Here is a 13,605-nt window from a genome sequence, read left to right on the forward strand (position 1 = left end):
GATCAGGCGCGGCGGCGGAACAGCGGCAGCGGCTGATCCGTGGAAGCCTGATACACCTCGCGAAACTCTTCGAAGGCTTTCAAGGCATCCTGCGGGTCTTTGTCCTCACGCAAGGCGAAGGCATCGAAGCCCACGCGCAGGTAGGAGAACAGTTGATCACGCAGTACATCACCGATAGCGCGCACTTCACCCTTGTAGCCATAGCGATTGCGCAGCAGGTAGGCCGTGGAGCAGTGGCGGCCGTCGGTGAAGGCCGGGAAGTTCAGCGCGATGACCTGGAAGTTGTCCAGTTGATCGGCGATTTCCTCGATTTCCTCACCGGCATCCAGCCACACACCCAGGCCGCCATCGCGAGCCTTGAGTGCGGTACTGTGCTCAACCCAGAGGGCCAGCGGCACAATCAGGTCGTCGCAGTTGGAGATACCATCCAGCGTGGCGTCTTTGGGCAGCAGGTGCCAGCTTTCGTCGACCAACTGACCGTTCTTAATGATTCGCTGCATATACGCGCTCCTTGAACGGGTCGACACCGATACGGCGGAAGGTGTCGAGGAAACTCTCTTCTTCATTGCGGCGTTCGACGTAGACCTTGACGATCTTGTCGATCACATCGGCCATGTCGGCTTCGGCGAAGGAGGGGCCAAGGATCTGCGCCAGGCTGGCATCACGACCGGCGCTACCGCCGAGTGATACCTGGTAGAACTCCTGACCTTTCTTGTCCACCCCGAGGATGCCGATGTGGCCGACGTGGTGATGGCCGCAGGCGTTCATGCAGCCGGAGATATTCAGGTCGATATTGCCCAGGTCGAACAGGTAATCCAGGTCGTCGAAACGGCGCTGGATGGCCTCGGCAATCGGGATCGACTTGGCGTTGGCCAGGGAACAGAAATCGCCGCCGGGGCAGCAGATGATGTCGGTAAGCAGGCCGACGTTTGGCGTAGCAAAACCGTTTTCACGCAGCTCGCCCCAGAGGGTAAACAGCTGCGCCTGCTCGACGTCGGCGAGGATGATGTTCTGGTTGTGGCTGTTACGCACTTCACCAAAGCTGTAGCGATCGGCCAGGTCGGCAATTGCATCAAACTGCTTGTCGGTGACATCGCCTGGCGCCACGCCGGTCGGTTTCAACGACAGGGTAACGGCGATATAACCCGGCTTCTTGTGGGCGAAGGTATTGCGTTGACGCCAGCGGGCAAAGCCCGGGTGTTCGGCATCCAGGGCCGCCAGTGCGGCATCCTGATCCTCGAGGGCTTTGTAAGCCGGGTCGATAAAGTGCGCGGAAACCCGTGCTACTTCAGCTTCGGTCAGGGTGGTCGGGCCGTCTTTCAGGTGCGCCCACTCGGCATTTACGCGCTCAGCGAACACTTCAGGGGTGAGGGCCTTGACCAGAATCTTGATGCGCGCCTTGTACTTGTTATCGCGACGGCCATAGCGGTTGTACACACGCAGGATGGCGTCGAGGTAGCTGATCAGGTGCTGCCACGGCAGGAACTCGTTGATAAAGCTGCCAACGATCGGGGTACGGCCGAGGCCGCCACCGACGGAGACGCGGAAGCCCAGCTCGCCGGCATCGTTGCGTACGGCTTCCAGGCCAATATCGTGCACTTCAATCGCTGCACGGTCGCTCACTGCGCCATTAACCGCAATCTTGAACTTGCGCGGCAGGTGGGTGAACTCGGGGTGGAAGGTCGACCACTGGCGGATGATCTCGCACCAGGGGCGCGGGTCGATGATTTCATCCTTGGCCACGCCAGCGAACTGGTCGGTGGTGGTGTTCCGGATGCAGTTGCCGCTGGTCTGGATCGCATGCATCTGCACGGTAGCCAGCTCGGCGAGAATCTCGGGAACGTCTTCCAGATCCGGCCAGTTGAACTGCACGTTCTGCCGGGTGCTGATGTGCGCGTAGCCCTTGTCGTAGTCACGGGCAATCTTGGCCATCATGCGCACCTGCGCCGAGGACATCAGGCCGTACGGCACGGCAACGCGCAGCATGGGCGCGAAGCGTTGGATATACAGGCCATTCTGCAGGCGCAGCGGGCGGAATTCTTCGCCGCTCAGTTCGCCAGCCAGGTAACGGCGGGTTTGATCGCGGAACTGCTTGACGCGGTCTTCGACGATTTGTTGATCGTACTGGTCATATACGTACATGGAGTGTCCTGTTATCAGGCTTTTACAGCTAATCAGCGCGCACGGCCGCGCACTCCCTGCGGAGCCGGAGGAAGATACCAGCTCAGGGTTATGCGCAAAAGTGATGTTTGAGTATATGGAAAGAACTTAAAGGGATAAGGCGGCCGTTGAACATAGCCCCATGGCTTGAGTAGGCGAGCATGCTGGTCTTAACTGCACATGACGATGCACCCATAAACACAACAAGAGGGGTAGTCCATGAGTGAGCACAGTGAAGGGGATAATGCTGACAGCGTGGTCGATGCCAAGGCCATCTTTGCCTTGATTCTGATCTTCGTCGCCACTGCGGTGTTCTGGGTCAGCCAGCAGTAAGACCCGGCGACCAGTACACAAAAACGGGCATCAATGGGTCGATGCCCGTTTTTATTGCGCAGTGCGCAGCTTCAATGGCAGCTAAGGCTGTCGGCCTGACGGTAGAGCATCAGCAGTTTGCGGGTGATGGTCTGCTGGATATCGTCACGTTCGAAGGTCGACAGGCGTGTCAGGCGACCGACTTGCAGGCGATGCAGGTGAATGTAGGGCATCTGCTGATCGAACTCGCGCAGGTCACCTTTCATCATGATCGGCAGGAAAATGTCCCCCGCCTTTTTCTGATTGCTGATGATCTGCGCCAGGGCGGGTTTGAATGGCATGGTCTTTGGCGCCGGGCCGCCTTCCTTGATCATCGTGGTCAGCAGCAGGCCAGGCTTGTTCAGCACCACACCGGGCAGCACACAGAGCCCGGTCTTGCGCACGGCCAGCGCTTCGATGCCATTCAGGGTGTCGTGAAACGCATAGGGGTTGGGCAGCACCACCATCTTGCGCCCCAGGTCGCTGGGAAAGTGCAGGTCATAGTTGGTGTACAACTGGCGGGTCGATTCCGAGTAGACGCACAGGCGGTTCTCGAACAGCTTGATAAAGCGCTCGGCCAGCTCGCGCCTGGCAATGCTGTCCAGGTCCCAGATCAGGTCCTGGTTCTGCGGTTTGCTGAGGTCGACTTCCTGATGTTCCATACTGCTCATTTAGTATTTATACCCTGAACTGTCCCAGCAGCCTGTTCAGTTGTTCAGCAAGCTGGCCTAGGTGCTGCCCGGCGTCGCTGGATTGTTGTGCTGCCAGGGCATTGTTATGAGCCAGGCTGGCCGCCTGGGTGACATTCTGGTTGATGTCTTCGACCACGTGCGATTGTTGCAGCGTCGCGCTGGCGATGGAAGCGTTCAAACTGGTGAGGTTGCGCAAACCGCTGGCAATCTGGGTGAGGCTGACGCCTGCCTGACTGGCCTGCTCGATGGTTAGTTGTGAGGCTTTGCTACTGTCGTTGATGACTTTGACGGCGGCCTCCGAGTTACCTTGCAGGCGTTCAATCATCACCTGGATTTCGGCGGTGGATTTCTGCGTGCGCTGCGCCAGTAGACGGACTTCGTCGGCTACGACTGCAAAGCCACGGCCTTGCTCGCCAGCCCGGGCTGCCTCAATGGCGGCGTTGAGTGCCAACAGGTTGGTCTGCTCGGCAATCGAGCGAATCACTTCCAGCACGCTGCCGATCTGCGTGCTTTCCTGAGCCAGGGCTTGAATGACTTCGACAGCCTGACTGATGGTGGCGGACAGTTCGGTGATCTGTCGCAGACTGCTTTCGATGTTCTGCTGGCCCTGCCGCGCCTGATCTTCGGCGGCATGCACTTCTGATGAAGCATGTTCGGCGTTCTTCGCCACATCCTGCACGCCATAGGTGACCTGGTTGATTGCCGTGGCCACCAGTTCCATCTGCTGTGATTGCTGCTCACTGTGCTGCTGCGCCTGGCTGGAAATCTGCCCGAGTTCGCGGGCGGCTACATCGAGCTTGCCGGCGGAGTCGAGTGACTGGCGGATCACCTGGCGCAACTTCTCGGTAAACACATTGAAATGGCGGGACAGGGCGGACAATTCATCGCTGCCATGGGTGTCCAGGTTGCGCGTCAGGTCGCCGTCGCCGCTGGCGATATTGGCCATGGCGCTGACGGCCTGTTGCAGTGGCTGGGTGATGCTGCGCACGATCAGCACCACCAGCAACGCCACCAAGATGGCAATGCCGAGGCCGATAATCAGCGCTTTCAGGGCCTGGGTCTGGAACTCGGCCTGGACATCATCGACGTACACCCCTGAACCAATAATCCAGCCCCAGGGCTGGAACAGTTCGACATAGGACACCTTGGGCACCGGATCGCTGGCGCCAGGTTTGGGCCAGCGGTAGTTCACCTGGCCGGCGCCCTTGCTCTTGCTGATGGCCACCATCTCATTGAACAGCGCTTTGCCGTCAGGGTCCTTGAAGCCCGAGAGGTTCTGCCCCTCAAGTTTGGGGTTGGTGGGGTGCATGATCATTACGGGCGTCTGATCGTTGATCCAGAAGTATTCCTGGCCGGCATAGCGCAGGCCGCGAATCGCCTCCATGGCCTGTTTCTGTGCCTGTTCACGGGGCAGGCTGCCTGCTGTTTCCAGACCATGGAAGTATTTCAGAATTCCGGCAGCGCTCTGCACGACATGCTGGGTCTTCTCACTCTTGGCGGCATACAGGTCGGTGTGGATTTGCTGCAGTAACAGTGCGCCCTGGATCACCAGCATCAGGATGGACACTGCCAGAATCAGCCACAGGCGCCGATTGATGGGTAGGCTGCGCAAGCTGTTCATGGGGCTAAGCTCTCTTCTGTTTTTGTGAGGCGCTCTTATAGGCTGACCACGCTGTTTTCCTACGTTAGACCTTAGGCTAATTGGCGAATAAGCACAGTGTAGAAGGCCAATGGCCAGCAATTGTCTGGCGGCGGGCGGTTCCAGCCCCCAGGGTTGGCAGCACTGTGGCTGCATGTTCTCTGTTAGGATTTGCGCCACTGTTTGTTAAGTGTGTGATTTGGCTGTTTTTTCTGTGCGAGGGAACCTTTACTCGTAAAGGTTGTCGACGCACTCGCGGGTTCATCATCGTTGTTGTTCGTGCCAAAAACGCACGTGTTGGGGAGTGGGGATGGATCTTTGGGTTGCCTTGCAGGCATTTATTTTGGGTGTGGTGGAAGGGCTGACCGAGTTTCTGCCGATTTCCAGCACCGGGCATCAGATTATCGTCGCTGACCTGATTGGTTTTGGCGGCGAGCGGGCGATGGCGTTCAACATCATCATCCAGCTTGGGGCGATTCTGGCGGTGGTGTGGGAATACCGACGCAAGATCTTCGACATCGTCATCGGCCTGCCGAAAGAGCAGCAGGCGCAGCGCTTTACCGCCAACCTGCTGATCGCCTTTCTGCCTGCGGTAGCTTTGGGCGTTCTGTTTGCCGATCTGATTCACCATTATTTGTTCAACCCGATCACTGTGGCCCTGGCCTTGGTCATCGGTGGTGTGATCATGCTCTGGGCCGAGCGGCGCACGCACCTTGTGCACGCGGAAAGTGTCGATGACATGACCTGGAAGGACGCCCTGAAGATCGGTTTTGCTCAGTGCCTGGCGATGATTCCTGGTACGTCACGTTCCGGCGCGACGATTATCGGCGGTCTGCTGTTTGGCCTGTCGCGCAAGGCCGCCACCGAGTTCTCCTTCTTTCTCGCCATGCCGACCATGGTCGGTGCCGCGGTGTATTCCGGCTACAAATACCGTGACCTGTTCCAGGCCAGCGATCTGCCGGTATTCGCCATCGGTTTTATCACCTCGTTTGTCTTCGCCATGATCGCGGTGCGGGCGCTACTCAGCTTTATCGGCAAGCACAGCTATGCAGCCTTTGCCTGGTATCGCATTGGTTTTGGTTTGCTGATTCTGGCGACCTGGCAGTTGCAGTGGATTGATTGGAGCACGGCGCAGCCGTGATTGCTGTATTCGGCAGATGGATTAAAGGCGCACCTCGGGGTGCGCCTTTGTCATAGTGGCCTCGGTTAATGGAGGCGTGTATGCATCAGCTTGAGCAGCAAATCCTTCAGGTCAACGGCATCGATCTGAGCCTTTACAGTGCTGGCCCAGCAGCGGGACGTCCGGTCTGGTTGCTGCACGGCTTTCCCGAGTGTTGGCATTCCTGGCGCCAGCAGATTGCTCCCTTGGCTGCGGCCGGTTACCGCGTGCTGATCCCGGAAATGCGTGGCTACGGCCTGAGCAGCGCGCCACGTGATTCGGCGGCCTACGATGTGCTGACGATCTGCGGTGATATTCAGGCGGCCATGGGTCAGCTGGGGCAGCAGCAGGTCTGTGTCGTCGGCCACGACTGGGGCGCACCAATTGCCTGGCATTTAGCCCTGCTTGAACCTGAACGGGTGCAGGCCGTGGTCGGCATGGCGGTGCCGTTTGGCGGTCGACCCCGACAGCCGGCCATCGAGATCATGCGCCAGCTGTATGCCGGACGCTTTCATTACATCGTGCATTTTCAGCAGCCGGGCGTGGCTGAGGTGGAAATGGATGCTGATATTGCGCGGACTTTGCGCATGATGATGCACAACACTTCCGCCGCCGTACCCAAGGATCACTTCCTGCAGGAAAAAACCGCCGATGCGGGGTTGTTTGACGGCATGCAGGACCCTGGCACGCTGCCCGCCTGGTGTGATGCGTCGGCGTTCGAACTCTACGTGCAGACTTTCCAGGAGCGCGGCTTCTATGGTGCGCTGAACTGGTACCGCAATTTCGAGCGTAACTGGCAGCGTACCGAGGCATTGGCTGAGCGGCAGGTCGAGCAGCCTGCGCTATTTCTGCTGGGCGATATGGACCCGGTGGGCACATTGGAGGCCTATACCCTCAAGCAGATGCCCAAGCGGGTTCCCCGGCTGGAGTCGCATGTTCTAGAAAACTGCGGGCATTGGATTCAGAACGAGCAGGCTGAGCAGGTCAATGCCTTGCTGTTGGACTTTCTGCAGCGCCACTATCGCGCGTAAAGCTCTGGGATGACGTGATGGAACAGCGTGGCCGGTTACGCAACTGGAATGACGACAAGGGCTTCGGCTTTATTCAGCCGGAGCAGGGCGGTGCAGAGCTCTTCGCGCATATCTCGGCCATGCGCGGTGACCGTCGCCCGGTTGCCGGCGATCAGGTGCTGTATGTCGCCGGCCAGGATGCCCAGGGCCGGGCGCGCGCCGAGCATATCCGCCTGGCCGGTGAACTGGCGCTGGATCGTCCGGCCATTCGCCGTAAACCGCGCGCAGATAAACCGCTAATCAAGTCAGCTGCTAAGCCAGCAAATAAGCCCAGGATGCGGACGAAGCGCAGCCACGACTCCGGGCCGATTCAGCATCTACCGGCGAAAATGGCGCTGTTGATTCTGCTCTGTGTGTTGCCGCTGCTGGGTGGTTGGCGCGTGCTGACGCAGTTTGGTGTGGTCTGGGTGTTGTTGGCTTATCCGCTGGCCAGCATGATCAGCTTTGTGCAGTACTGGCACGACAAATCCAGCGCCCAGGCTGGTCGCTGGCGCACGCCGGAAAATATTCTGCATGGGGTCGCGCTGCTCGGTGGATGGCCGGGCGCGCTGGTGGCGCAGCAGTGTTTCCGACACAAGACGCGTAAGGCATCCTTCCAGTTGGTGTTCTGGTCGATTGTGGTTTCACACCAGGTGATATGGATTGACTGGCTGTTGCTCGATGGCCAGTTGTTGATGGTTGTGTTGCACGCCTTACACCGCTAGATCGGTTGCTCCCAACGGCTGACGGCTTCGCTGAGGTGTTCGATCCAGGCGCGGACGGCCGGCATCACCGACATCGAGATGAAGGCCTGGCTTATGGTGAAGAGCCGCGCATGCGCAGATCGCCGGGTTGTTCGCCACTGCATAAGGCGGTACAAACGAAAAGCCCGCTCAATGAGCGGGCTTTTTTATACTGGTTATAGACCGGTCAGACGATCACGCCCTGGCTGCGCAGGTAGTCGTCGTAGCTGCCGCTGAAGTCGGTCACGCCGTTTTCCGACAGCTCGATGATGCGGGTGGCCAGGGAGCTGACGAACTCGCGGTCATGACTGACGAAGATCAGCGTGCCTGGATAGTTCTCCAGTGCCAGGTTGAGAGCCTCGATGGATTCCATGTCGAGGTGGTTGGTCGGTTCGTCCATCAGCAGCACGTTGGGCTTCTGGCAGGCCAGTTTGCCGAACAGCATGCGGCCTTGCTCACCACCGGACAGCACCTTCACCGATTTCTGGATTTCATCGGAGGAGAACAGCATGCGGCCGAGGGCGGCGCGAATATTCTGCTCGCCTTGGGTCCACTGGCCCATCCACTCGAACAGCGTGTCATCGGCTTCGAAGTCGTGGGCGTGGTCCTGGGCGTAGTAACCCAGTTCGGCACTGTCGGTCCACTTCACGGTGCCGGCGTCCGGGGTCATTTCACCAACCAGAGTACGCAGCAGGGTGGTCTTGCCGATGCCGTTGGGGCCGATGATCGCCACGCGCTCGCCGGCTTCTACGGTGAAGCTGAAATTCTTGAACAGCACCTTGTCGTCGAAGGCCTTGGACAGTTTGTCCAGGGTCACGGCCTGGCGGTGCAGCTTCTTGTTCTGGTCGAAGCGGATAAATGGGCTGACGCGGCTCGATGGCTTGACCTCGGCCAGCTGGATCTTGTCGATCTGCTTGGCGCGGCTGGTGGCCTGCTTGGCTTTCGAGGCGTTGGCCGAGAAGCGGCTGACGAAGGTCTGCAGCTCGGCGATCTGTGCCTTCTTCTTGGCGTTGTCGGCCAGCAGTTGCTCGCGCGACTGGGTGGCGGCCGTCATGTACTCGTCGTAGTTGCCCGGGAACAGGCGCAGCTCGCCGTAGTCCAGGTCGGCCATGTGGGTGCAGACCGAGTTGAGGAAGTGACGGTCGTGGGAAATGATGATCATGGTGCTGTTACGCGCCGTGAGGATGTTTTCCAGCCAGCGGATGGTGTTGATGTCCAGGTGGTTGGTCGGCTCGTCGAGCAGCAGCACGTCCGGGTCGGCGAACAGCGCCTGGGCCAGCAGCACGCGCAGCTTCCAGCCGGGGGCGACTTCGCTCATCGGGCCGAAGTGCTGTTCGAGTGGAATGCCCAGGCCAAGCAGCAGCTCGCCCGCACGGGATTCGGCGGTGTAGCCGTCCATCTCGGCGAACTCGCCCTCCAGTTCGCCCACCTTCATGCCGTCTTCTTCGCTCATTTCTGCCAGCGAATAGATGCGGTCACGTTCGGCCTTGACCTTCCACAGCTCGGCGTGGCCCATGATCACGGTGTCGATCACGTTGAACTCTTCGTAAGCGAACTGATCCTGACGCAGCTTACCCAGGCGCACGTTCGGCTCCAGCATCACCTGGCCAGCCGAAGGCTCCAGATCACCACCGAGAATTTTCATGAAGGTCGACTTGCCGCAACCGTTGGCGCCAATCAGGCCGTAACGGTTGCCGTTGTTGAACTTCACGGAGACGTTTTCAAAGAGCGGCTTGGCGCCGAATTGCATGGTGATGTTGGCGGTGGAGATCACGAATCTTGGTCCAGATAAGCGGGCGCATGGGCGCGAAAGGGGCGCGATTGTAGCGGTTTACGGGCGCAAAGGGCAGGGCATGGGACAGGCGGAGTAGCTATTCGAGCTGTTTGGCCGTGGCGTGGAGCATGTTTGAGTGCTGCTCTGGCGAACGTCCTGTCAATGCGGAAAGCCCAACTGGCTATCGGTCCAGGCCTGCGCCGTAATCTGCCAAGTTCAGCGCGGCCGGCAGGCTAAGACCTTAGGCTGCGACCAAAATGACGGCAGGGTGATTGGCCACTAAGCCAGTTGTACCTGGAGGGGTACGAAAAAGGCGGCTATTGCAGCCGCCTTGTGTGGCATCAGTAGTGCAGTTTGCTGCTCCAGTCCGGATAGTGCGCCGGGCGCTTGAAATGCACGCGGAACTGTTCGGCATTGGCCGCTGAGCTGCTCCAGAGGTACAGGTGCTCTTTCCAGCTGCCGGACGCCCAGTTCTGCAAGTAGTAGTCAGTGCCGCGCACGGTGTCGCGGTCGCGCAGGCGAATGTTGTCGCCATCTTTCAGGCAGCCGCTGTTGTTGGGCAGTTCAATGCGCAGCTGGTTGGATGAGTCACCTGCCTTCATGTAATAGGCGTAGTTACCGCCGCCACCGCCCAGCCACCAGTTGAGCCAATAGCCGGGGTGGCGACGTGATTCGACTTCGATGTAGTCGCCACTGCGAATGCAGAAACTCTCCGGGTGGTACCAGTTGCGCAGGCTGAACAGGCTTTCTGGTTCCAGCCCATTGCCGTTGATCTTTACCCAGTCGTTGGCTTTGCTGCTGCCGGCGCGCAGGGTTTTGCCGGTGGTGGTGCTTTGCAAGATCACCTCGCCGTAGAGGTTTTGTTGCGGCTTGCTGGCGCGGGTTGGCGTCGTGCTGTCGGCGCGGGTAAAGCCGGCGACCGGTGAGTGATCGGAGTAGTCCTGAAATTGCCAGGTCGCACCCGCCAGGTTGACTGTCCAGCGCGGCGCAGGGGTATCCAAGGCCTGGTTGTGCCAGAACGGCAGTTGCCGGTGGTTGCGCGAAACGAAGATGTAATCCAGGTATTCCGGGGCGTGGTTGGGGTATTGGTAGTTGGCGATGCCATTGCGTTTGGTATCAAAGGTGGTGTCGCTGCCGGCATAGCTGTCCGGCGCATTGACCTGCAGGCGGGCGAGCATGTCGTGGTACTCGCTGCTGTTCTTGATGACGTTGAAGTCGCCACCAATAAACACCAGCTGATCAAGGCTAATGCCGCGCGCGCTGATGAAGTTCTGCAGCTCATCAAACTGGCTGGCCCGTACCGCTGCACCTTTGCCATCTGGGCAGCCGGTGTCCGCTGCCTGCGCGTGGGTGCCGATGACATGCACGGCTTGACCATTGCGATTGAGTTTGACGTAGACAAAGCCCTTGTTGGACAGGTAATCCGCCCCGCAACCCTGGCTGTAGACATATTGCACGCGTTGCTCGATTGGCCAGCGGCTGACGATGGCCACGCCGCCGTCTTCCGGGGTGGTGTCCGAATAAGCGCCTAGGGTGGCATCCCAGCCGGTGCGGCTGCGACCGAGTACGGGCGTCTGATACGGGTACTGGCTTTGCAAACCATTGAGCAGAATGGCCGACGCCGGGTTATCGAACAGTTCGTTGAGAATCACCGCATCCTGGCCCTTGATATACGCTGCCTCCGCGATCAGTGCCGCGCGCTGCTGTTGGCCCCAACCCGGTTTTATCGTGCTGGGTAGCAGGAACACGTTATGCGCCAGCAGTTTGAACTGCTCATCCGGGTTTGCCTGGGCAAAGGTCGGGGCGGATAGGGCAAGCGTACTGAAACACAGCAATGACAACAGGCGTCGATGCATGGGGTGGCCTCCGGGTAGGGGAATGGCCAGTCTTCCAGTCACCGTTGAACGCGAAAATGATCGAAAGGTGGGTGGGCTAGACCAGCGCCAGCGCAGTCTGCGTTGAGCGGGTTACAGCGGCATGACGCGGCTGTTACGAAACCGCTGCTGGCGGGTCGAGCAACAGGGCCAGTTTCAGGCGTTTGGGTAGTTTGCCTACCACCAGCTGATGGGAGCGGGTCAGCAGTGCCTGCAGTTCGGTATCGCCGAGCGGGTAAGGTGCGGCCATGCTGATCCAGTGTGCGCGCGCCAGATAAGGCGCTGGGCGGATACCCGGGCGGTCGCAATAGCCGAGAAACAGGTCGGCATCCACCTTGAACGCCAAGCCGTCATGGCTGCCCAGGTGGAACAGGGCGAACATCTTGCTCTCGGCCACCGAGAACACGCGCACGCCGCCCCATTTGATGTCCTCACGGGCACCCGGCAGGCTCAGACAGAAAGCAGCTACGTGTTCAGGCGTCATCTCAGATCACTCGCGGTAGAAAACCTGTACCAGATGGTAGCCAAACTGGCTTTTTACCGGGCCGTGCACTTCACGCACCGGCTTTTTAAAAATCACCTGATCGATGGCGCGCACCATCTGCCCTGGGCGCACTTCACCCAGGTCGCCACCTTTCTTACCAGAGGGGCAGGTGGAGTATTTGCGTGCCAGCACATCGAAGGCTTCGCCGGCGGCGATACGTTTCTTCAGCGCGGCGGCTTCTGCTTCGGTTTTCACCAGAATGTGGCGGGCCATTGCCTTAGCCATGACGGGCTCCTCGGAATTCAGTCAGCATAGTGTGCCAGTATTTTCAGCCACTTAGCGCTTGATTCAGGCTCGCGCCGATTTTCTCGGGAGCGATGCCTAATCTTCGCCTAACGTAATACATCCAACTCGCGGGAAATCTCGTTATGGACCTCAATGCCATGCTGAAAATCCTGTCCAGCCAGGACGGGTCCGACCTGTATCTTTCCACCGGGGCGCCGCCCGCGCCAAGTTCAATGGCGTGCTCAAGGCGCTCAGTGCCGAACCACTGAAGGCTGGGGAAGTGGCGGCCATTGCTGATTCGGTGATGGATAGCGCGCAGCGCGAGGAGTTCGAGCGTGAGCTGGAAATGAACCTGGCCATCTCGATTGCCAGCGTCGGGCGCTTTCGCATCAATATCTTCAAGCAGCGCAACGAAGTGTCGATTGTCGCGCGCAATATCAAGATGGACATCCCCCGGTTCGAGGACCTGAAACTGCCGGAAGTGCTGCTCAAGACCGTGATGGAAAAACGCGGTCTGGTGCTGTTTGTCGGTGGCACCGGCTCGGGCAAGTCGACTTCCCTGGCGGCGCTGATCGACTACCGCAACCGCAACAGCGGCGGGCATATCATCACCATCGAAGACCCGGTGGAGTACGTGCACAAGCACAAGAAGTCGATCATCAATCAGCGTGAAGTCGGCGTGGACACCCGCAGCTTTCACGCGGCGTTGAAGAACACCCTGCGTCAGGCGCCGGACGTGATCCTGATCGGTGAGATTCGCGACCGCGAAACCATGGAACATGCCCTGGCCTTTGCCGACACCGGCCACCTGGCGATCTCCACGTTGCACGCGAACAACGCTAACCAGGCGCTGGACCGCATCATCAACTTCTTCCCCGAAGACCGCCGGCCGCAGCTGCTTAACGACCTGGGTAACAACCTCAAGGCGTTTGTTTCCCAGCGCCTGGTCAAGACCATCGACGGCAAGCGCCGCGCAGCAGTGGAGGTGCTGCTCGGCACCCCAACCATTCGCGACCAGATCAAGCGCAGCGACTTCTCCGAGATCAAGGAAACCATGGAGAAATCGAAAAACCTTGGCATGCAGACCTTCGATCAGGCGCTGATCGATCTGGTCAACGAGGGCTCAATCGATGAAGAAGAAGCGGTGAAGAACGCCGATTCGGCGAACAACGTGCGGCTCAAGCTCAAGCTCTACCGCGACAACCCCGCTGCGCCTGCCGCACCTGTCGCAGCGCCTGCGCCCGTGGCTGCCGCACCTCGTCCAGCCGCAGCACCTGCTGCTTCCGCTGCCGAATGGGGGCTGGAATTGAAGCTGGAAGATATCGAAGAGGAGCAAGTGCCAGAGGACCCCGGTCGCAAGGGCATTTGAAGTCCCGGCTGTGAGCAGGTTATGCG

General features: G+C 59.4%; 11 protein-coding genes and 1 pseudogene. 4 read left to right on the forward strand and 8 right to left on the reverse strand.

The window, feature by feature from the left end:
* Positions 1 to 2 precede the first annotated feature (2 nt).
* The 4 genes from ACOCLD_RS12285 to ACOCLD_RS12300 form a co-directional block, all read right to left on the reverse strand.
* Positions 3 to 500: a DUF934 domain-containing protein gene (locus ACOCLD_RS12285; RefSeq protein WP_233684833.1), complete on the reverse strand. Its 498-nt coding sequence runs from the start codon at positions 498 to 500 to the stop codon at positions 3 to 5.
* A complete protein-coding gene (locus tag ACOCLD_RS12290) occupies positions 484 to 2,142 on the reverse strand; it encodes a nitrite/sulfite reductase (protein ID WP_422909358.1) in 1,659 nt (552 codons plus the stop codon). The genes ACOCLD_RS12285 and ACOCLD_RS12290 overlap by 17 nt, the downstream gene beginning before the upstream one ends.
* Positions 2,143 to 2,564: 422 nt before the next feature.
* Positions 2,565 to 3,182 carry a hypothetical protein gene (locus ACOCLD_RS12295; RefSeq protein WP_233684835.1) on the reverse strand — a complete coding sequence of 206 codons (618 nt, stop codon included), beginning with the start codon at positions 3,180 to 3,182 and terminating at the stop codon, positions 2,565 to 2,567.
* Positions 3,183 to 3,189: 7 nt separating this feature from the next.
* A complete protein-coding gene (locus ACOCLD_RS12300; RefSeq protein ID WP_422909359.1) occupies positions 3,190 to 4,824 on the reverse strand; it encodes a methyl-accepting chemotaxis protein in 1,635 nt (544 codons plus the stop codon).
* 328 nt (positions 4,825 to 5,152) lie between these two features.
* Between ACOCLD_RS12300 and ACOCLD_RS12305 the strand changes: the two genes are divergently transcribed.
* The 3 genes from ACOCLD_RS12305 (at position 5,153) to ACOCLD_RS12315 (ending at position 7,775) form a co-directional block, all read left to right on the forward strand.
* The gene (locus tag ACOCLD_RS12305) at positions 5,153 to 5,983 is read left to right on the forward strand and encodes an undecaprenyl-diphosphate phosphatase (protein WP_422909360.1); all 831 of its coding nucleotides are present in this window, start codon (positions 5,153 to 5,155) and stop codon (positions 5,981 to 5,983) included.
* 80 nt (positions 5,984 to 6,063) lie between these two features.
* On the forward strand, positions 6,064 to 7,032 hold the full coding sequence (locus ACOCLD_RS12310; RefSeq protein WP_422909361.1) for an alpha/beta fold hydrolase: 969 nt from the start codon (positions 6,064 to 6,066) through the stop codon (positions 7,030 to 7,032).
* Positions 7,033 to 7,049: 17 nt separating this feature from the next.
* The gene (locus ACOCLD_RS12315; protein WP_422909362.1) at positions 7,050 to 7,775 is read left to right on the forward strand and encodes a DUF1294 domain-containing protein; all 726 of its coding nucleotides are present in this window, start codon (positions 7,050 to 7,052) and stop codon (positions 7,773 to 7,775) included.
* A 205-nt stretch (positions 7,776 to 7,980) separates the two neighbouring features.
* Here ACOCLD_RS12315 and ACOCLD_RS12320 read toward each other — a convergent pair whose 3' ends face one another.
* The 4 genes from ACOCLD_RS12320 to ACOCLD_RS12335 form a co-directional block, all read right to left on the reverse strand.
* Positions 7,981 to 9,567, reverse strand: coding sequence for an ABC-F family ATPase (locus ACOCLD_RS12320; protein ID WP_233684841.1), 1,587 nt, complete (start codon positions 9,565 to 9,567; stop codon positions 7,981 to 7,983).
* 341 nt (positions 9,568 to 9,908) lie between these two features.
* Positions 9,909 to 11,423: a sphingomyelin phosphodiesterase gene (gene sph, locus ACOCLD_RS12325; RefSeq protein ID WP_422909363.1), complete on the reverse strand. Its 1,515-nt coding sequence runs from the start codon at positions 11,421 to 11,423 to the stop codon at positions 9,909 to 9,911.
* A gap of 133 nt (positions 11,424 to 11,556) precedes the next feature.
* Positions 11,557 to 11,925, reverse strand: a complete 369-nt coding sequence (locus ACOCLD_RS12330) for an MmcQ/YjbR family DNA-binding protein (protein WP_422909364.1) — start codon at positions 11,923 to 11,925, stop codon at positions 11,557 to 11,559.
* A gap of 6 nt (positions 11,926 to 11,931) precedes the next feature.
* The gene (locus tag ACOCLD_RS12335) at positions 11,932 to 12,210 is read right to left on the reverse strand and encodes a peptidylprolyl isomerase (RefSeq protein ID WP_090253882.1); all 279 of its coding nucleotides are present in this window, start codon (positions 12,208 to 12,210) and stop codon (positions 11,932 to 11,934) included.
* A gap of 143 nt (positions 12,211 to 12,353) precedes the next feature.
* Between ACOCLD_RS12335 and ACOCLD_RS12340 the strand changes: the two are divergent.
* Positions 12,354 to 13,579 (forward strand): annotated as a pseudogene (locus ACOCLD_RS12340) (PilT/PilU family type 4a pilus ATPase).
* Positions 13,580 to 13,605: the final 26 nt, after the last annotated feature.

The sequence above is a fragment of the Pseudomonas cimarronensis genome (genome assembly GCF_049331905.1).
Classification (GTDB): domain Bacteria; phylum Pseudomonadota; class Gammaproteobacteria; order Pseudomonadales; family Pseudomonadaceae; genus Aquipseudomonas.